Raw genomic sequence first — 20,057 nt, 5'->3', positions numbered from 1 at the left:
CAAGCTCTTTTATGCGCAATCATGGCTGCATCAGCAGTGATCGCCAGCACACAATCCCAAGCTGCAGCAGGACTCCAACATGTCACCGCCAACAGCTCGGCAAACTATGCCAAGACCAAATATCCGATTGTGTTTACCCATGGTATGTTCGGGTTTACTCGCATTGGTTTTGACAGCTTTGGCATGGATTATTTTTATCAAATTTTGCCAGATTTAGCTCGTAATGGGGCCAATACCTTTGCTGCCCAAGTTTCTCCACTTGAGTCGACAGAAGTCCGTGGTGAGCAATTGCTCTCTCAAGTCGAAGAAGTCCTTGCCCTGACCGGCCAACCTAAAGTGAACCTCATTGGTCATTCACATGGTGGACCAACGACTCGCTATATTGCAGCGATCAAACCTGAGTATGTGGCTTCGGTGACTGGGGTTGCAGGCACTTATCGTGGCTCTCTAGTCGCCGATAAAATCCAAGCGAATAAAACCATTAATTCAGTCTTTGGGGTCCTTGGCGATCAACTCTTAGCACCGATTATTACTTGGGCTGAAGGCAACTCGAGTCTACCTAACAGTGTTGATGCATCACTTACCGCGATCAGTGAAAAAGGTTCGGCTGAATTTAATGCAAAATTTCCAACCACAGCACTGGCTGCGAACTGCAATCAGTCGGGTGCCAAAGTCGACAATGGCGTGTATTACTACTCATGGACGGGTACAGCGCAAGCCACGAATGTATTAGATGTACTAGATACAGTGATTAGTCAGCTTGCCCCTTTGGCCTATGGAAATCGTGACAATGACGGTTTGGTTGGACGCTGTAGCACCCACATCGGACAAGTAATCCGTGATGACTACAATCACAACCACTTAGATGAAGTGAATATGGTCTTTGGCCTACGCAGCCTATTTTCACCTGACCCAGTTGCGCTCTACCGTCAACATGCCAATCGTTTAAAATTACAGGGACTGTAACCTCAAAAGTTGGTTCCCTTTCAGCACTGAACAGGACGTCTTTGGACGTCCTTTTTTGTTTACAATGTTTTTATTTGTAAGCATTTAACAAATTAATTCAATAAGTTATTCAATAATAACAACTAAAATAAACGATCAAAATAAAAGACAGATGTATATAAATAAACATATCATGTGAATGCAGCCCATGTCCCAAAATGACATGGAATTTCAAACCGAGCATGAAAAAATGACAAGGCATCTTTGTCTATTCAAACTCTCTAAAATCAAAGATATGGCCTAGCCAATCACAAAGATGTTGCTTAAAAACAGAGAGTATTTTCATTATTAAAAAGTAATAAAAACAACATCAGATCAAGGAACATTTATGCGATCTTTAGTAAACACGGCCAAGATGGCCTCTGTAGCTGCAGTTGCAGGCTTAGCGATGAGTATATCGGCAAGCACTCAAGCTGCGCCTAGCGTCCTTCAGGTGAAGGAAACGGCAAAATCTGACTACGCAAAAACCAAATATCCAATTTTAATGGTGCATGGTTGGCTCGGTTGGTCACGTATCGGCACCGACACCATCGGACTGGATTATTGGTACCAAATCTTGCCCGATATGGCACGAAATGGCTCAACCGTATTCGCAGCGCAATTATCTCCTGCAAATACCACAGCACATCGTGGCGAGCAGTTAATTGCACAAGTTGAAGATGTTTTGGCTATTACAGGGAAGCCAAAACTTAACTTAATCGGTCACTCTCATGGTGGTCCAACTGTATTGTATGTGGCTCAAACAAAACCACAGTACATTGCGTCTATTACAGGTGTTGCAGGGACCTATCACGGCTCTAAAGTAGCGGATGATATTCAAGGCAACTCACTTTCTCGTACTGCCTTCAATATTTTAGGTGATTATATTGTCGGCCCACTGATTGCTTTAGGTCAGGCAAAACCAGAGCTTGAAATTGATTTCGATGCTTCAATGAAATCATTATCACAAAAAGGTTCTGCTACATTTAACAGTACGGTTGCAAAATCTGCTGTAGCTGACGGTGTTTTGGCATCTTCAGAAAATTGCAGTAAGAACTTAAAGCAAGTCGACAGCAAAGGCATTCAATACTATTCATGGACCGGTGTTGCGCAAACCACGAACCTACTTGATATCGACACGATCCTGATGCAACTCGGGCCATTGTCTTATGGCAATAAAGACAATGACGGTATGGTTGCACGTTGTAGTGCTTATATCGGTAAAGTCATTAACGACAGCTACAAACTTAACCATACCGATTTAGCCAATATGATGTTCGGCTTAACGGGTCTATTTGCACAAGATCCTGTGGCACTGTACCGTCAACATGCTAACCGTTTAAAACTGCAAGGACTTTAATTTTTATCGTTGACGTTTCAATTCACTAAGGGGGCTTCGGCCCTCTTATTTACTTTTATCAATCTGAAGTTCTTGATCTTTTATTTTGTTACATTTAGCGGCGCAGTTAATCTTTTTCAATTTGCAACAGGTGATCTTTATTGCTTTATTAGAAGTGACAATAAATATTGTCATAAAACAATAATACATTGAGGATCGCTCATGAAATACGGACCATTTTTAGCAGGTTTAATTGCAGCTACATTCATCGGTAATGTATCTGCATCGCAAGCAACCCAAGTCACCGCCAAAGCTAGTTCTAGCTATGCAAAGACCAAATATCCAATCGTATTTAACCATGGTATGGGTGGTTTCATTACCGTCGGTACGGACTCATTTGGACTCGACTATTGGTATCAAATCCTGCCTGATCTTGCCCGCAATGGTGCAAATGTCTGGGCAACGCGCGTATCGCCGTTTAACTCCACCGAAGTACGTGGCGAACAGCTTCTACAACAAGTCCTTGAAATCCGAGCACTCACTGGTGCAGATAAAGTGAATTTAATTGGACATAGCCATGGTGGACCAACGATTCGTTATGTTGCCGGTGTTCGCCCAGATGTCGTGGCTTCATTAACCAGTGTTGCAGGACCTCATCAAGGCTCCCCTGTTGCAGACTTAATTTTAAAAGCTGAAGGCACCGCTGTGGAAGCACCCTTGGTTGGAGCTGTGAATTTTGTCTCTAAAGCCATCGTTTGGGCGCAAGGTCTAGATCCAACGACTTATCCTCATGACGCATTGGCAGGTGGTTCAAGTTTAACGCTGGCGGGTTCTGCAAAGTATAATGCCGCATTCCCTCTAGGCTTGCCTAAATCCAATTGTGCAGACGGTAATAGCGTCGAAAAAGGCATTTATAACTATTCATTTACAGGTGTGGGCCAAATCACCAATATTTTAGATTTAGACTCAGCCCTAAAAGTGACTGCATTACTGATCGATGGCGGAAAAGACAATGATGGCCTCGTATCACGCTGTAGTGCCAAGTTTGGTAAAACCATTCGTGACAACTACAACTGGAACCATTTAGATGAAGTCAACCAAGTGCTTGGTCTCAAAGCGCTATTTGCACCAGATCCTGTCGATGTCTATCGTCAACATGCAAACCGCCTAAAATCTCAAGGTTTATAATTTTCTTTCTCGCATAAAAAATGCGCCAAAAGGCGCATTTTTTACAGCGTTGTAAAACAAATTATTTTGCTTTACGAGCTGGTAATTTTTCACGAATACGTGCAGCTTTACCAGACAATTCACGTAGGTAGTAAAGTTTAGCACGACGAACGTCACCACGACGTTTCACTTCGATACCAGCAACGATTGGTGAGTGAGTTTGGAATACACGCTCAACACCGAAACCGCTAGAAATTTTACGTACTGTGAACGCAGAGTTCAAACCACGATTTTTCTTAGCAATTACAACACCTTCAAATGCCTGAAGACGTTCACGCTCACCTTCTTTTACTTTAACTTGAACAACTACTGTGTCACCAGGAGCAAAAGCAGGGATGTCTTGTTTCAACTGTGCATTTTCAACAGCTTGTACTAAAGGATGTTTACCGCTCATGGGGTATCTCCGATTATGCGAGTTAGAAGAGGTCTAATCATCGCTGGGGCTAGAGGCTAAAGCGCATAGACCCGATTGACTTTCCCTTTATGCTTGACCGCTTCAATGCATAAAGAGCCTAATATAAGATTTAAAAAATTTAAACCTTGGAATCTTTTAGCCATTTCTTTTGCTGCTTGGTCAATTCAACTTTTTCAACCAACTCAGGTCGGCGTTCTAAAGTGCGTTGATATCGCTGCAAAAACCGCCATTTCTCAATATTGGCATGATGTCCCGATTTTAATACTTCAGGAACATCTAAACCTTCAAAATGGTCTGGCTTGGTATATTGTGGGCAATCTAAAAGACCATCCACAAATGAGTCTTGCACATGTGATTGCTCATCAGACATTGCACCCGGAAGTCTCCGAATCACACTATCTAATAGAACCATCGCAGGGAGTTCACCACCAGATAAAACGTAATCGCCTATTGACCATTCCTGATCAACATATTGTTGGATCAAACGCTCATCTACACCTTCATAACGACCACACAATACAATCAATCCATCATATTTGACGAAATCTTGTACCGCAGGTTCATTTAAGGTTTTTCCTTGCGGCGACATATACACCACAGGGACATGAATAGCACCCACTTGCTTGGCAAGCTCTTTGGCACGATGAATTGCTTTCGCTAATGGCTCAGCCATCATCACCATACCAGGACCACCACCAAATGGACGTTCATCCACTCTTTTGTAGTTGCCCTCAGCAAATTCGCGTGGATTGATACAATGAACTTGCACAATGTCACGTTTTGCTGCGCGCCCGCTAATACCGTAGGCTGTAATCGCTTCAAACATTTCAGGAAAAAGCGTAATGACTGCAAAAAACATCGCAGACTCCTCTATTTTCCTGCTGCGTCAATCCTTAAAGGATTAATAATCTACGCCCCAATTTACGTAGATACGACCAGCTTCGAGATCAACACGCTGTACCACATCTTTATGCCATGGAATCATTCGCTCTTCGCTATCGACGCTCTCAGCAGTAGCGCGAACTACCATCACGTCGTTAGCACCTGTTTCAAACAATTCGTGGATTTGACCAAGGTTGACTTCTTGCTCATCTTCTCCAAGACCTAACACTGTCAAGCCCTTCAAATCTGACCAGTAGTACTCATCCACGCCTGCTTGAGGCAGTTGCGATTTAGAGATCCAGATATTTGCGCCAACCAAGTTATCTGCCGCGGTACGATCACTCACACCTTTTAGCGAAACAACTAAGCCTTTGCCATGTGGTTTCCAACGTTTTACATCTACTGTTTGCCAACCTGCTTTGGTCTCAATGTACCAAGGGAGGTAGTCAAAAATATTGCTCATAGGTTCTGTATTGGAATAGACCCAGAGCCACCCATTTAATCCATATGCTGAACGTAGCTGTCCAATCTGAATACGATCTTCGGGAACATTCTGTGTTGGTGTCATGGGTAACCTACTACTAATTAAGCAGTAGCTGCAGCTTTCTTAGCTTCAGCAGCTAAAGAAGCAACACGTTCTGAAGGTTGAGCACCTTGTGAAACCCAGTGAGCAAAACGGTCAGCATCTAAACGAAGTTTTTCTGCTTTACCTTGAGCTGTAGGGTTGAAGAAACCGATACGTTCGATGAAACGACCGTCACGTGCATTACGGCTATCAGTCACAATGATTTGATAGAACGGACGTTTTTTAGCACCACCGCGTGCAAGACGAATAACAACCATGATAGAACCTTATAGTTTTTACGGATTATCCCTGTACCGACCATCGATACATTTCAAACCCCTTTCATAGAGGGCAATATTTTACGTGAAATTTGCCCTGAATGAAAGATCAAAAAGTGTTTATCCACAATTTTGAATTTGAGGTTATTTGCCGTCCCATGGTTCACAAGCGCCAGAAGTTTTTTCCCAACATTGTTTGCCGGTACTATCTAACGTTAAGCTACCTGTATTTTTCATAGCGCTAGTATTTTTAGGAGCCGCTGTGAGTGTCCAAGTTTGATCCCCAGCATCTAAATCTATAGAGTACAGTGCATCATGGCTTGGGAAATCTACTGTAGTATTTGAACCATCTATCGTTGCGGACGAATAATTATGGTTGATGACATAATAGCTCTGCATTTTTTGTGCAATTTGCATCATTTCGGCTTGTGCATCAGCACGTTTAGTTCTCTGTACATAGTTTTGATATGAGGGATAAGCAATTGCTGCAAGAATTGCAATAATAACCACAACAATCATTAGCTCAATTAATGTAAATCCTTTCACACTCTTCATTACCATGACTCACTATTATCTTCATCACCACAGTCTACGAATGTTGTCACAACATTTTTTACTTTGGTCATACAGCGAAGGCCTGCATTAGTTAAAAGCAAATCATAATTACGTGGTTGTTTAGGCTCAGTGCCGTCTTTAGCACGTTCCACAGAAATAGCCCAACTCAATCCATTAACGCTTTCAGAATCAGTTGTTTCTGCACCTTCACTATTTTTTTCAATTGTCAAAGGTTTATGGTCAGTACCACCATCAACTAAGGTAATGATATATTTAACATCTGAGCCACTCGCCCCTAAAGGCAATGATAATTTCCCTGTAGCTTTATCATAATAGCTTTCACTGGTAGAGTTTCCATCGGAATCAGTACCTTGATAACCATATAAGTATGTTGCATCAAAACCTTTATAACTAAAATTTTTAGATTTAAAGCGCTCAAGCTCTCCTGCCAGACGCAATGCTTCCTGGCGAGCGACAGCAAGATCTTTACGTTCTATATATTGACTGTAACTTGGAATCGCAATTGCTGCCACAATTGCAACAACAACAACCACGACCATCAGTTCAATTAATGTAAAACCTTTTACCTTTTTAAATTTTGCTACCGAATTTAACTGTGCATCTGAAGAAGAAACAGCCAGCTCCGTAACATACGTTCGTATTAAACTAGAAAAAAAGTTCATCTCTTTACTCCTAGCGTGTTTCATACCAACGCAATTGTCTTAAATTTGCTGTCGTACTAAACAATTGACATTCAGGTAAGTTTTTATTTGCAGTCGCATCACAATCCACACTATCCGGACGAGTTACTACTAAGCCAGTATTATTTTTATTGTTGTTATGACCCAATCCAAGGCCAGAACCTAAAATACCAGCACCTATTTTAGCTTTATTCGGCTCACCAGAGGTTGTTGTTGCAAACGGACATTTACCTGTTGGTAAGCAGAACTGATACACATAGGAATCACCTTTAACACCAGCACCACAATTACCACCAATACCCGTACCATCGCGATGGAATACGTTTACATATAGCATGCTATCCAGTGCATAAAGTTCATTCATACCTTTATACACACCTGCCTTGTCAGAATAAGTATACTTCCAACCATCGTTATCGGAGACAGGAACACCTTCATCCATTACATCATTTAACGATTCTAAGGCTATATTATTCGTTACAAGTGTCAATTCACCATATAGTGCTGGTTTAGCAACATCTTTGTCGTAAACAACAAATACACCATCATCTGCACTAACCGTTGAACCATTATGGTTTGTTCCTGTAGCACCTACTAAAGGCTTACTTCTATTCCCAGAGCTAAAAGCAACTGCGGCGATATAACCATCGTTACTTTCATGAATAGAAACACTTGGCATTTCATAGAAACGTGGGCTTGCACCACCCGCTGCATGCTCATCAAACAAGCGAACAACACGTTTAGCAAAGTTAGCTTTTTTAGCATTTTCATCTGTACCCGTTGCAAGATTATTTAAATCAACACGGAAGCCTTGCCCTGCTAAATCGCCAAAATAAAGATTATCCACTAAACCATCATTATCACGATCGACTGCATTAATCTGACTCACAACACTGTATTTCATATTGATATTTGCGTCGCTCGCATCGGTGAATGCTTGAGCTCCTAAGGCTTTTGTAGCATTTGCACTTGTCCACCACAGTAAATCACCAGTATCTGCATCAAACATATAAACACCAGCACCACCACCTTTGGTTGTAGTTTGATTGTAATCAGCAGCTTCATAACCTGCATCATAACCACCACCTACAAACATCACTGGACGTTTTTCCCCCCCAAAGTTTACATAAGCCAGCGTCGGTTTAGACCAACTTTGCCCCATGTAATCTAGCGCTTCTACAGACACTGTTGAGCCAGATTTATAAATTTTTGAGTCAGTTAATTTTGGATCAATATGGAATTTCAAGCTCGGCGTATCTAAATTAGTAAGATCCAATGCATAGTAACTGTTACCACCCATGCGCAGACCACCATATACCCATTGTAAGCCTTTGAGTGCTAAATCTGTGTCCGTACTACCATCACTTGTTTTATCCGATGCTTGTACTGTTAATGAACCATCCTCTTTTGAAACATATTGAGTATACGCAGTCCATGGTGCATCAATCCCATAAAACAAATTAGCAGATCCACCAGTGGTCGAATTCTCAGCTAAAAATGCATCTCGCTGTCTTTCCATCATCTCATGAGGAGCAAATGCAAATTTTTCTTTACCTGTTTTAACATCTACAACATGTAAAAGCCCTTGTGAGCTGCCAAAGAGTAAATAATCATCACGATCTGTTGTATCTAACGCGCCCGTTGCAACATCAACTTTAATTGCACCACGTTGGGTAAGTAATATTGGTGTTGAGTGCATTACTGTACCAAACTGACGAAGTTCAGCAGCAGAAGATAAACTATCTAAGGTAATCCCCGTTGCATCAGCAGCAACGTTGTAACCCAATAAATTCAACCAATAATTTTTTTGCGGATCATTAACAAAAGAAGCATTCGCACCTGTTCCAAACAATGCATTTACATTTAATTCTTTTAAAGAATTTGTTTCAGTTGCAGTATATGGCGTCGACGAACTAATCTCTCTATTGGTAAAAATAGTCCGTCGAACATAAGTTTCATTATCAGAATTAAGTGCAGTACCTAAAGCCAACTGACCAAGCACACCACCACTCCAAAGACCATTGGCATTTGAGTTAAGTGAACCATCGTCTTTAATCAATTTAATAGTGTTGGAACTATTATACAGTTCACCATTATAGACATTGTATTTATTAAGATTACCCATCCACAAACGATATTGCGCCTGAGGCTTTGGTGTAAAAGACGCATAATAACCATAAGGTTGAATCGTTAATGGATTTAAAGCATCTTGAGGTAATGTAGGTGAACCTGTTGCAATGGGTTCAAAGTCAGGTGTTACATTCGTAACGAATTTTATAATGCTATTTTTAATATCATCAGCATCTTCAGCATAGTAGAAACCACCATCACCATAAGCTGAGCTTCCCCATAAACATGCATTTTTTGCATCATCATTGGGCGCACTTGCACAATTATATGTACCATCTGTATTTTTTGTTAAACCTGAAAAAGAAGAACCAAAACCGACAACAGCCGTTTTAATTTTCATTTTGGCAGGGTTTTTGGTTGGATCTAAAATCTTCTTCGAGTATTCACCAATATATTCCCAACCACCTGTTTCACCAAAAAATAGATTTGATTTTAACCTAGGTGAAATTAACGTTCCAGTTCCAGATGGCTTACCTTTAAATTCATAATCCGCTGAACTTAGAGTTGTATTCATAATGGCTTGTGCCATATTATCTTTTGTTGAGTTAGGAGCCCCATCTGTCAAAAAGTAAATCCCATTACCATTACATGTATTTGCACTTCCTGCTGGATAATATTTACCTTTAGATATATCCTTACTATTTTCGACTGAGTACCTGTAACCACCTACCAAATTATCAGTGTAAGAATCTGCTAAATTAGTACTTGCTTTTTCAACTAAAGCAAATGGATTACTCCTATATGCAACAATGCCATACGCCGAATTGTTTGCATATGGCCCCCAAACCTTACCTACTATCGGCTCAATATCCAATGGCTCTTGATCCACCTTCATCCAACCACCATAACGCCAACCTGCAGGCAACTTACTTAATGTCTCCCAACCACTAGTCATTTCACCATTACTAGAGACACCAGCCGCTTTTAAAGCATTTTTAAAATTAGTCTGCCCTACAATTTGAATCCAACCACCATTTCCATCTGGTCTAAAAACCGTTCCACTTTGATTACTATTTTGATAAACGCCATTTACAACATTGGCACTAACTGTTTTATTGCCAGCATCTACACTTGGCCAATTATTAATACATTGCTTAACATCATTTGCTTTACCTGAAATTTTAAAATCAGAAGAAGTTAAGGCATTCGCTCCTGTTGTAAGTTCTACACAAATAAAATGCACTTGATCATATGGAGAATTAACATTCTGCATAGTCATTGAACCATCATATATCCACTCTATGGCATTTAAAGATGAATGTGAATTATTAACCCCCGTTGTGGTACCCATCATATAAGCTCCAGCTTCAGCATAAGCTTGAACAGCAGGTGTACCGCCAGCAGTTTTATACTGCTTAGTTCCTAAAGGATATAAATTACTAGATTTACGCAAGATATTTGATACGTATTTTGTATCACTAGTTGCAGAAATATATGTCTCACCATCTACACCCAAACTTACCTTTTGCCTCCCATTACCATATGTTTTATTATCCAACGATTGAAACGATGCCACTTTCTTAGCCAACTCAACACGATGGCCATAATCAAGCTCATGGTTTTTTACTAAAATAGCACCTGAATGTCCGTCAATTAACTTTAATTCAGAACCAGATACATTTAGCTCAGTTTTTGCAGAAAATTGCCCCAAACCCATTACGACCTTATCTGATAAATCATTACCAGCCAATAAAGGAATTATTGCATCCTTTAAACGCGACAACCGATCATACTGCCAATTAACACCATTAGTACAACCACGCAGATAATATGTAATTGTAGTACTCTCGTTAGAGTTTTTAGAATTTACAATAGTGACAGTTTTAGATATTGCAGTAGCATTTGTAGAGGTTGTTTCCGCCATTACAGGAATAGAATTTTGAAATCCTGCTAAATTATAAGTCCAAGCTTTAAAATTTCTAGTGCCACTTCCTGTTTCTGAAACATCTGTCCTACTACATAAAGATGCCCCATCAACATCTCCAGGACTTCCCCAAAGATAATTCTTAGGCATAACTAAAGAACTAATCCCCATACTCCCTGAAGTATCTAACATTAGTAAAATAGAAGTTTGCCCCCCAGTCGCATTTGTATAAATATCAATATCACTGGCTTGCGTTGCCACACTTTGACATAGTGCCAAAGTCATCATCATTGATACCGAAGCCGAAAGTATATTTTTTTGATATAACTTTTTCATCACTAAATCCTCTTTCCTTACGATACCAATTTCGGCTGACCGCCAACGACATAATCAGAATGTTGCATATTGTATGGAATATTTAAATTTTCAAAACACGCCGCCACTTCAGAACTTTTCTTTTTAAAGCAAGCCTCGATTTCAGCTTTAGATGCAGCAGAAAAACTTGGTAATATAGAAATTACTGTCGCACCAATATTATTGGTGCTTGATGGAACTGAACTTTGACCAATACTGGTACCTTTAGGAACACTACTAAACGGTGTTTCAGTTGTTGTATTTTTCATTAAATAAATTTGAGAAATAACGGCTGAACGCCCCATTGAAAACTGATTGGCTTTACAAAACCCACTAACACCTTGTTTAGTCGTTGAACCATCTGCTGAGATTGCACTTGCTTTAGACAGTTTAAAAAAACTACTTTCACTTGCTCTATAGCAAAAAACCAATTCATCCTTTGCATTTGCAGCAGAGTTAAAATAAGCAAACATCCCATCAAGTGCCATTTGTCTTGCAATTTGATCTGGGTTTTCAATATTAAATAATGCTGAGTCAGAATTTCCCATAAGTAGTGAATTAACTTGGCTATTTGTTGCGATTTTAAGTCCCAAAATTCCTGACTTCACCGCAATTGTTCCTATTAAAGTAATAATAACCAAAATAATTAATACTGTAATTAATGTCGCACCTTTTTGTTGATTCATTACGATGCCCCCAATGTATTACGAATAGCAACGACTTGATTTACAGCTTGGCGAAGATATTTTTTATTTAATGCTTCATCACCTGTTAAAGTCACATTTTGCCCCGCCACATCAAACGTCTTTTTTGTATTTAGACTTGCATCTGCCCCTATTGTTCCAGTTGAACGAGATAGCACGCCAACATCAATTGAAACCACATTTAAATAAGTACTTGTACATGACGTAGCATATTTATCAGCCTCACAAGGCTCAGCATCTAGAATATCATCCATGTCTTTTTTATAATCGTTTATGGTCATGTATCTTAAATTACCAGCCGGGTTCTTAACACCTAAACGTATTTTAAATGCATCCACTCTCTGCATAATCTGTTGTGCATTCACTCCCAAACCATCTATCGTTGTGCTAGTCGATTCGTAATAACCTGCATCACAATATAAAGAATAAGACGTTGGCTCTCCCGCAACTTGTTGTGGTGTTTCAGCCACAAAATAGCGTTGTACAATAATCTTTGATGAAGCATCATCAATATTATTTCCTTCACAATCTGTAATTGTTTCTTCCACTGGAACATACTGCATCGTAAATTGGTCACTATTCCCCGAAGTATTATCAGCATCTTTATCTTGTGCAGTTGCGTATTTACTTTCTAAATCACTAAAAGCAGCTAAAGTGGTTGGAAGATTTTCTTTAGTAAAAATAACACCTGAACCATTAGTGATATTGTTTACGCGCTGAGAAGACAATGTATTTAGGTTTGTATGACGAATATCATGCGTAACTACAGATAAACCAAAATTCGCATTTTGTTGTAATTCGCCCATGCTATTTTGTAAATTTAAGGATCTTGAGCTGCTTAAGAAGATAGCCAATCCTGCAGCAACGATAATTAGACCCAATGCTAATGCAATCATGAGCTCGATTAAGGTAAAACCAGCATTTACTCTATTACCGTTGATCGGGTGATAAGAAGTCGTATGTCTATTAGCTTCCATAGTTATAGACCTCCATAATGATACATTGTGCATTTGGGATATATGCCGCACCGTTTGTACAGTCCGTTGCTGCCGTGCCATTTGTTGCTGTAGTACCGCCCCATGCAACATATACACATTTACGAACCAATGTTGAGCCTTGGCAATTTAAAACATTCATATTCATACCTAAATCGGTAGCATGTTTACTTACTTGCGCATAGTCGTATTGAGCCATTTCTTTAGGTGTACAAAATTCTGAAGCACATTTCGTTGCCGCACTCGCATCACTTTTATATTCAAGTAGACCATCCCGATTCATACGCATTCTTTCTGCCAAATCACGGGCAATATTAGTCGCTTGAACATTCATACTGGCTTCAGTCGTTGCTGTAACCGCTCTAATCTGTAATGCAACAAAACCCAATACAGCAATACTTAGCAGTATGAGCGCGACCAACACCTCAATCAAACCAACACCTTTTTGAGAATTTATCATTATATTTTCCCTAATTTTAGGTTGGGCAACTGGTTAAAGATTTGTTGTACACAACTGTTCCACCCTTTTGTACATAAACATAAGCCTTTAATGTTGAATCACTTTTATGCGAAAAAATAAAGCACTCTGCATTATCTATTTGACCTAAGCGTTTAAATGTTAAAGACATCTCACCACTATCTTTTTGTATATGAGACGGTACCCACGTTTTATATGCATCAGCAACCGTTGTATTTACGGCTAAAATTTGTGGTTTCTGCTTAAAAATTGCTTCCGAGCGAGTTTCAGCTAACAAGTCAATAAAATCACGAGTATCTGTGGTTAATTGATAATTTCGAACTAATTGAATAAATGAAGGCGCAGCCAAAGTCGCGATAATCGCTATCACAGCAATCGTCACTATCAATTCAATTAACGTAAATCCATTATTTTTCTGCATACTCCCCCCAAGGCGCGCCAAACTTTACCCTATTAAAAATAATATCCAATTAAATTACAAAACAAACACAAATCAGGATAAAAGGCATAAAAAAACAGATAATTGCCAAAAAGCAATTATCTGTCAATTCTTAAAAAAATTCAGAATGTTAAGCCATTAACACTTTAGGCCTGAGTTACAGGAATACGTAACTCTTTTGGCAAACTAAATGTAATATTTTCTTCACGACCATCAAGCTCTTGAGGCGCTTTTGCCCCCCAATCTTGTAGTCGCTGAATTACCTGTTTAATTAAAATTTCAGGTGCAGATGCTCCTGCAGTTACACCAATTTTAGTCTGTTCATTAAACCATTCTTGCTGCAACTGATCTGCATTGTCCACCAAATACGCATGCTTACCCATCCGTTCAGCCAATTCACGTAATCGGTTCGAATTCGAAGAGTTCGGTGAACCCACAACCAATACAACATCACATTGTTCAGCCAGATCACGTACGGCATCTTGGCGGTTTTGAGTGGCATAACAAATATCATCTTTGCGTGGCCCCTGAATTTCAGGGAACTTCTGACGTAAAGCATCAATGACTTTTGCTGTGTCATCTATAGAAAGCGTTGTCTGAGTTACAAACGCTACTTTTTCAGGATGCACCACTTTTAGATCAGCAACATCTTGTTCATCTTCAACCAAATAAATCGAACCACCATTTTTGGTGTCATATTGGCCCATTGTCCCTTCAACTTCCGGGTGACCTTCATGACCAATCAAAATCGCTTCCACACCTTCACGAGCGTACTTGGTCACTTCTATATGCACCTTGGTCACCAAAGGGCACGTCGCATCAAAAACTTTTAAGCCACGGCGTTCAGCTTCTTGCTGTACCGCTTTAGATACACCATGCGCACTGAAGATCACGATATTGTCATCTGGTACTTCATCCAGTTCATCTACAAATATCGCACCGCGTTGACGCAAGTCGTCTACCACAAATTTATTGTGTACCACTTCGTGACGTACATAAATGGGTGGGTTAAAGCATTCCAGTGCACGGTTCACAATCGCGATGGCGCGATCAACACCTGCACAGAAACCACGTGGATTAGCTAAAACAATTTCCATAGAATCCTCAATGCCCACTCAATTTTACGGGTATCACTTGAAATAAATGTAAACAATAGACGTCTGACTATTTTGTTTGGCGCGCGTCTGCTCTAAAATAGAGAAGATATTTTATCATATCAGGAAAAATATCATGTCGGGTCTCTTGTTTGTCGTTTCTGCTGCTTCGGGAACAGGCAAAACATCCCTCGTTAAAGCCCTGCTTGAACGTGTAAACAATTTACATGTCTCTGTTTCTCATACCACTCGTGGTCAGCGTCCTGGCGAATTAGACGGCGTACATTACCATTTTGCTAAAAAAGAAGATTTTCTATCTTTGGTAAATGAAGGCGGCTTCATTGAATATGCAGAAGTTTTTGGTAATTATTACGGTACTGCACAGCGCACAGTAAAAGAACAATTGGCCAAAGGTCATGACGTTTTACTTGAAATTGACTGGCAAGGTGCTGAACAGGTTCGTAAACTTTTTCCTGAATCTAGACAAATTTTTATTCTTCCTCCGAGTCAGTTCGATTTACGTCAACGTTTATCCAATCGTGGTACAGACTCTGTTGAAGTAATTGAACATCGTCTTAGCTGTGCCGTAGAAGATATGCAGCAATACGTTAATTTTGACTATATCATTATTAATGATGACTTTAATAAAGCACTGCATGACTTAGAGTCCGTGATTATTGCCAATCGTCTTGTTTTAAAACAACAAGCTATGCGCCATGAAAAACTGATTGAGAAATTAATCACCCCTACGGAGCAGTGATTAAAACTTGAGTCTATAGACAAAGCACCTTATACTGCACAGTCTGTTAAAATTTTATATTCAAACGAGAATTCTTATGGCACGCGTAACCGTTGAAGATTGTTTAGACCATGTAGACAACCGCTTTGAGCTTGTACTAGTGGCAAGCAAACGCGCGCGTCAATTGGCACGTCAAGGTATCGAACCTACTGTTGAGTGGGACAATGACAAACCAACCGTTGTTGCTCTTCGTGAAATCGCAGCGGGTCACGTTTCTAAAGACATTTTGAAACAACGTGAACAAGACTACCAAACTTCAAGTTTAGACCTTGCACTTTCTGCAAATAACCTAAACTTAGACGGTTTTTCTTTCCAATAAGATAAACCTGACCTTAAAAGCCTAGTTTTTAACTAGGCTTTTTTTATGGATTCTCTTTAATATTTTACTCAGAACAGTTATAACATAAGCTTAAGAAGTGCAAAGCAGGCGAAAAAGATTTTCATTTTTTTAAACTAAAAAATTGACAAGTCATGCAATATGCATTTCATTAAAGTATTAACCGTTTCATTTGTAAATCAGTAGTAAAAGGGTGTTCTATGCCAGGCCCAATGGTCAGCCAAGCCAAGCAACAGTTAAATGTGATTATCGACGCTTACCTTTCAGTAAGTGATGTCGAACGCGTGCTTGAAGCTTGCGACTATGCGGATATTGCCCATGATGGCATTACTCGTAAAAGTGGCGAACCCTACATCCTTCACCCGATTGCGGTGAGCTGTATTTTGGCGCATATGCGTCTTGATGCGGAAACTTTAATGGCCGCTTTACTACATGATGTCATTGAAGATACCGAATTTACCAAACAAGATATTACTGAAAAATTTGGTCTGACCGTTGCTGAACTCGTCGACGGCGTCACTAAACTCAGCCACTCTAGTGATAAAGAATATAATAAAGCCGCATCCTTCCGTAAAATTCTGCAAGCCACACTACAAGACCCACGTGTCATTATTATTAAACTGGCAGATCGCTATCACAATATGACCACACTAGGTGCTTTACGCCCTGACAAACGTGCTCGTATTGCCCAAGAAACCTTTGAAATTTTTGTGCCTATGGCACGTCTTGTCGGTATGAATGAAATGGCCGACAACCTTGAACATTTGTGTTATCAAAATCTCGACTTAGATATGTATAACAATGTTCAAGAAGCGTTATTACAAACCAAACCGAAACGCTGCGAATACCAAACCAAGTGGGAAAATAACCTCACCGCCTTACTAGAACAACACCATATTTCAGGTCGAATTAAAAAGAAGAATAATAATATTGAATTACTTCGTCACTTTGTAAAAAACGATATCGATCTGCAAGAGCTTACCCATAGTCACGCCTTTGAAATTATTTTACAAAGCATTGCAGACTGTGACCGACTTGCAGACATCCTCAAAGAAAGCTTTAAAGTCCTTAATTACGCCGATCATATCCGTCGCCCACTCCCTGGTGGCAACCAGTCACTGATGATGCGCTTAAAAGGTGAAAAGACCATTTTATCTCTGACTATCCAAACGGAGTTGATGCGTAAAGCGGCGCGCTTTGGTGTGGTTCTTGGTGAAAATGCACCACAAGCTTGTCGCTCAGCGATCCAAGCCTCCATGCAAAATTTAAATGTGTTAGTCGATGGCGCATGTGCCAAGACCACATTTAGTGAATTACTCGATTATCTACATCAAGAGAAAATTTGGGTTTATACCCCACACGGTCATTTGCATGAACTCCCTCAGGGTGCCACAGCGGTTGATTTCGCTTATTCAGCAAGCTTATTTTTGGGCAACCATGCCGTTGGTGCGAAAATTGATGGGGAAACCAAGCCCCTTTCAACACCATTACTGAGTGGTCAAGTGATTGAAATTATCACTGATGTTCTTGCAACACCAAACCCTGACTGGCTAAGCTTTATTAATACCCAAAAAGCCCGCCGCGCATTACAAAATATCCTCCGCGACCAAGACCAAGATGAACAACGTTTAGTTGGTCAGCAAGCTTTAAATCGCGCATTAAAACTCTTTAACCGTTCTGTAAGTGATTTGACATTAGCGGATTGGGAAAATGTGCTGAATTGGCGTCATTTAAATGATAAAGAACAATTATTTGAACACATTGCCGTGGGTGACTTATTACCGCAATTGGTTGCCAATCATTTATATGCTCAAGATACCATTCAGAATTCAAACTCTGCACGCTTAATCTTGGGTACTGACGGTGTCGACGTTAAATATGCGCACTGCTGTAACCCTGTTTTAGGTGATCCAATACAAGGGCATTTATCACGTCGTGGTTTGATTGTGCACCGTTCACGTTGTCACAACTTATTGCATGAACAACATTTACATCCTGAAAATATCATGCCTTTACACTGGACTACAGAAGACAGTGAAGACATTAGTTTTACAGCCTATTTATGCTTAAACATGCTGTTAAATGATGAACAAATTTCAGAGCTGATCTATCTATGCCGTAAAGAAAAAATAGGTGTAGAAACTGTCCGCTCACATGAAGAAAAAACCTATGTGAATATCGTTGTACATAACCGTAAACAAATTGCCGAAATTATCCGTAATTTAAGAATGCATTTTGGCTTCCCACGCATCAGTCGTTTGGCACAACCTGTTGCCATTGCTGAGCCTGCGAAAGTTGCCAGCTAACCTGACACCATATGTATATGTGATGTGTCTGTGATGATAATAGGAGAAATAGATGTCCCGCCAGGTAATCCATACTGAAAATGCACCCGCTGCAATTGGTACTTACTCACAAGCCATTTTAGTGGGCGACACTTTGTATTTATCAGGTCAAATTGGCTTAGATCCATATAGCATGGAGCTGGTAGAAGGCATTGAAGCTCAAATTCGCCGTGTATTCGACAACTTAAAAGCGGTATGTGAAGCTGCAGGTGGTACGCTAGCAGATATTGCTAAGCTGAATATTTTCCTCACTGACCTTTCTAACTTCCAATTGGTCAACCAAATTATGGGCGAATATTTTGCTCAACCCTACCCTGCACGCGCAGCACTTGGTGTTGCTAGCCTACCAAAAGGTGCTTTAGTAGAAATGGATGGTGTGGTGATTATTAATCAATAAGTTTGAAAACACCGATTAAGCCTTTCACGAAATATCTCATACTAAAAGAACAGAAGCCTCATAAGGAAATCTGAGCATTACTCAGATTTCCGCTTAAATGACATTTTTTATTCAAAAACTCAATCACCTTAAAAGCATTTTTAAATGATTTTTATTGACATACGATAATAATTATCAATAATATTACTTATCCCATTTATTCACTTGGTTTGATTTCATGTACGTTTGTTTGTGCCGTGGTATTACTGATCAAGACATTAAAGATGCAATTGCCAATGGTGCAGAAAGCTATCGTGAAGTTCGCGATATGCTCGATTTAGGCACCTGTTGTGGCCGTTGTGCTCCTGAAGCTCGTATGATCATCAGTGATGAAATTGCGCAAATTGCTGCCCGTATCGCAATTGCTGCATAAACCAAGCTTTTAAATTTCCTCAACAATCATAATTATAAAACCAATGGTCTCAGACCATTCCTCCTCCCCCGCTTCTGACTCTAAGCGGGTTTTTATTTATTAAAGCCCTGAAAATTAGCGCCTTGTTTTGATTGTGATTTTCATTTGCTGTTCTATAAAACACTCGCTAAATTACACTTTGTTGTTTAAGATATTTCTATTCTAATATCGAATTTATATTGCTTAATTCGAGCTTTATTGTGGTTAAGGAGTCAGACATGAAAGGCAATCGTGATGTAATTAATCAGTTAAATCAGGTGCTTTATCATCATTTAACTGCAATTAATCAATATTTTCTTCATTCACGGATGTTTAATGACTGGGGTATTGAGCAACTGGGCTCTGCGGAATATAAAGAATCAATTCGTCAAATGAAACATGCTGATAAAATTATTGAACGTATTTTATTTTTAGAAGGTTTACCCAATTTACAACACCTCGGTAAGCTCTACATTGGACAACATACCGTTGAAGTTTTAAATTGTGATGTACGTAAAGTCAAAGAGAACATTGAAGCCATTCAAACTGCAGTTAAACTAGCAGAAGAACAACTAGACTATGTAACCCGTGATTTAGCTCAGGAAATTTTAGAAAAAGAAGAAGAATGGTTGGATTGGGCCACAACTCAGTTAGACCTTGTTGAGTCTGTGGGTATAGAGAATTATATTCAGAGTCATATTTAAACTTATTAAAAAAACCCGCGGATGCGGGTTTTTTATTATCT

The 20,057-nt window shown here is 39.7% G+C and carries 21 protein-coding genes; 9 read left to right on the top strand and 12 right to left on the bottom strand.

The window, feature by feature from the left end; genetic code table 11:
- The first annotated feature begins 21 nt into the window (after positions 1–21).
- The 3 genes from FTU79_RS05775 (at position 22) to FTU79_RS05765 (ending at position 3,511) form a co-directional block, all read left to right on the top strand.
- Positions 22–966: a triacylglycerol lipase gene (locus FTU79_RS05775; RefSeq protein ID WP_257224257.1), complete on the top strand. Its 945-nt coding sequence runs from the start codon at positions 22–24 to the stop codon at positions 964–966.
- Between the two features lie 367 nt (positions 967–1,333).
- On the top strand, positions 1,334–2,344 hold the full coding sequence (locus FTU79_RS05770; protein ID WP_168378161.1) for a triacylglycerol lipase: 1,011 nt from the start codon (positions 1,334–1,336) through the stop codon (positions 2,342–2,344).
- Positions 2,345–2,545: 201 nt separating this feature from the next.
- Positions 2,546–3,511 carry a triacylglycerol lipase gene (locus FTU79_RS05765; protein WP_180049210.1) on the top strand — a complete coding sequence of 322 codons (966 nt, stop codon included), beginning with the start codon at positions 2,546–2,548 and terminating at the stop codon, positions 3,509–3,511.
- 61 nt (positions 3,512–3,572) lie between these two features.
- Here the strand turns inward: FTU79_RS05765 and rplS are convergent, their stop codons facing one another.
- From rplS to ispH, 12 genes are all read right to left on the bottom strand, one after another.
- Positions 3,573–3,944 (bottom strand): 50S ribosomal protein L19, encoded by a 372-nt coding sequence (rplS, locus tag FTU79_RS05760; RefSeq protein WP_078189351.1) that lies wholly within the window; start codon positions 3,942–3,944, stop codon positions 3,573–3,575.
- Between the two features lie 139 nt (positions 3,945–4,083).
- A complete protein-coding gene (gene trmD / locus FTU79_RS05755) occupies positions 4,084–4,824 on the bottom strand; it encodes a tRNA (guanosine(37)-N1)-methyltransferase TrmD (RefSeq protein WP_180049207.1) in 741 nt (246 codons plus the stop codon).
- 42 nt (positions 4,825–4,866) lie between these two features.
- Positions 4,867–5,415: a ribosome maturation factor RimM gene (rimM, locus tag FTU79_RS05750; RefSeq protein WP_180049205.1), complete on the bottom strand. Its 549-nt coding sequence runs from the start codon at positions 5,413–5,415 to the stop codon at positions 4,867–4,869.
- A 17-nt stretch (positions 5,416–5,432) separates the two neighbouring features.
- Positions 5,433–5,690 (bottom strand): 30S ribosomal protein S16, encoded by a 258-nt coding sequence (rpsP, locus tag FTU79_RS05745; protein ID WP_078189354.1) that lies wholly within the window; start codon positions 5,688–5,690, stop codon positions 5,433–5,435.
- A gap of 144 nt (positions 5,691–5,834) precedes the next feature.
- On the bottom strand, positions 5,835–6,245 hold the full coding sequence (locus FTU79_RS05740; protein ID WP_180049203.1) for a type IV pilin protein: 411 nt from the start codon (positions 6,243–6,245) through the stop codon (positions 5,835–5,837).
- On the bottom strand, positions 6,245–6,805 hold the full coding sequence (locus tag FTU79_RS16665) for a pili assembly chaperone (RefSeq protein ID WP_373684231.1): 561 nt from the start codon (positions 6,803–6,805) through the stop codon (positions 6,245–6,247). The genes FTU79_RS05740 and FTU79_RS16665 overlap by 1 nt, the downstream gene beginning before the upstream one ends.
- Positions 6,806–6,938: 133 nt before the next feature.
- Positions 6,939–11,276, bottom strand: a complete 4,338-nt coding sequence (locus FTU79_RS05730; RefSeq protein WP_180049199.1) for a pilus assembly protein PilC — start codon at positions 11,274–11,276, stop codon at positions 6,939–6,941.
- 17 nt (positions 11,277–11,293) lie between these two features.
- The gene (locus FTU79_RS05725; protein WP_180049197.1) at positions 11,294–11,980 is read right to left on the bottom strand and encodes a pilus assembly protein PilX; all 687 of its coding nucleotides are present in this window, start codon (positions 11,978–11,980) and stop codon (positions 11,294–11,296) included.
- Complete coding sequence (locus FTU79_RS05720; protein WP_373685650.1) at positions 11,980–12,939, bottom strand: PilW family protein; 960 nt, start codon at positions 12,937–12,939, stop codon at positions 11,980–11,982. Before FTU79_RS05720 ends, FTU79_RS05725 begins: the two co-directional genes overlap by 1 nt.
- A gap of 25 nt (positions 12,940–12,964) precedes the next feature.
- A complete protein-coding gene (pilV, locus tag FTU79_RS05715) occupies positions 12,965–13,453 on the bottom strand; it encodes a type IV pilus modification protein PilV (RefSeq protein WP_111884162.1) in 489 nt (162 codons plus the stop codon).
- Positions 13,454–13,469: 16 nt separating this feature from the next.
- Positions 13,470–13,892 (bottom strand): Tfp pilus assembly protein FimT/FimU, encoded by a 423-nt coding sequence (locus FTU79_RS05710; protein ID WP_180049193.1) that lies wholly within the window; start codon positions 13,890–13,892, stop codon positions 13,470–13,472.
- Positions 13,893–14,056: 164 nt separating this feature from the next.
- Complete coding sequence (gene ispH / locus FTU79_RS05705; RefSeq protein WP_078189362.1) at positions 14,057–15,007, bottom strand: 4-hydroxy-3-methylbut-2-enyl diphosphate reductase; 951 nt, start codon at positions 15,005–15,007, stop codon at positions 14,057–14,059.
- 133 nt (positions 15,008–15,140) lie between these two features.
- Here ispH and gmk point away from each other — a divergent pair, with 133 nt between their 5' ends.
- The 6 genes from gmk (at position 15,141) to bfr (ending at position 20,016) form a co-directional block, all read left to right on the top strand.
- Positions 15,141–15,764, top strand: coding sequence for a guanylate kinase (gene gmk / locus FTU79_RS05700; RefSeq protein ID WP_078192517.1), 624 nt, complete (start codon positions 15,141–15,143; stop codon positions 15,762–15,764).
- A 76-nt stretch (positions 15,765–15,840) separates the two neighbouring features.
- A complete protein-coding gene (gene rpoZ, locus FTU79_RS05695; RefSeq protein ID WP_067762989.1) occupies positions 15,841–16,122 on the top strand; it encodes a DNA-directed RNA polymerase subunit omega in 282 nt (93 codons plus the stop codon).
- A gap of 218 nt (positions 16,123–16,340) precedes the next feature.
- Entirely contained in the window at positions 16,341–18,446 is a 2,106-nt protein-coding gene (locus FTU79_RS05690; protein ID WP_180049191.1) for a bifunctional (p)ppGpp synthetase/guanosine-3',5'-bis(diphosphate) 3'-pyrophosphohydrolase, read from the top strand.
- 52 nt (positions 18,447–18,498) lie between these two features.
- Positions 18,499–18,882, top strand: coding sequence for a RidA family protein (locus FTU79_RS05685; protein WP_078189365.1), 384 nt, complete (start codon positions 18,499–18,501; stop codon positions 18,880–18,882).
- Positions 18,883–19,099: 217 nt separating this feature from the next.
- Positions 19,100–19,294 (top strand): bacterioferritin-associated ferredoxin, encoded by a 195-nt coding sequence (locus tag FTU79_RS05680; protein ID WP_218945411.1) that lies wholly within the window; start codon positions 19,100–19,102, stop codon positions 19,292–19,294.
- A gap of 257 nt (positions 19,295–19,551) precedes the next feature.
- Entirely contained in the window at positions 19,552–20,016 is a 465-nt protein-coding gene (gene bfr, locus FTU79_RS05675; protein ID WP_180049188.1) for a bacterioferritin, read from the top strand.
- Positions 20,017–20,057 lie beyond the last annotated feature (41 nt).

The organism is Acinetobacter sp. YH12144 (assembly GCF_013418345.1).
Lineage (GTDB): Bacteria > Pseudomonadota > Gammaproteobacteria > Pseudomonadales > Moraxellaceae > Acinetobacter > Acinetobacter amyesii.
Note: the sequence above shows the minus strand (reverse complement) of the source record. Positions and strands in the feature narration are given on the sequence as shown.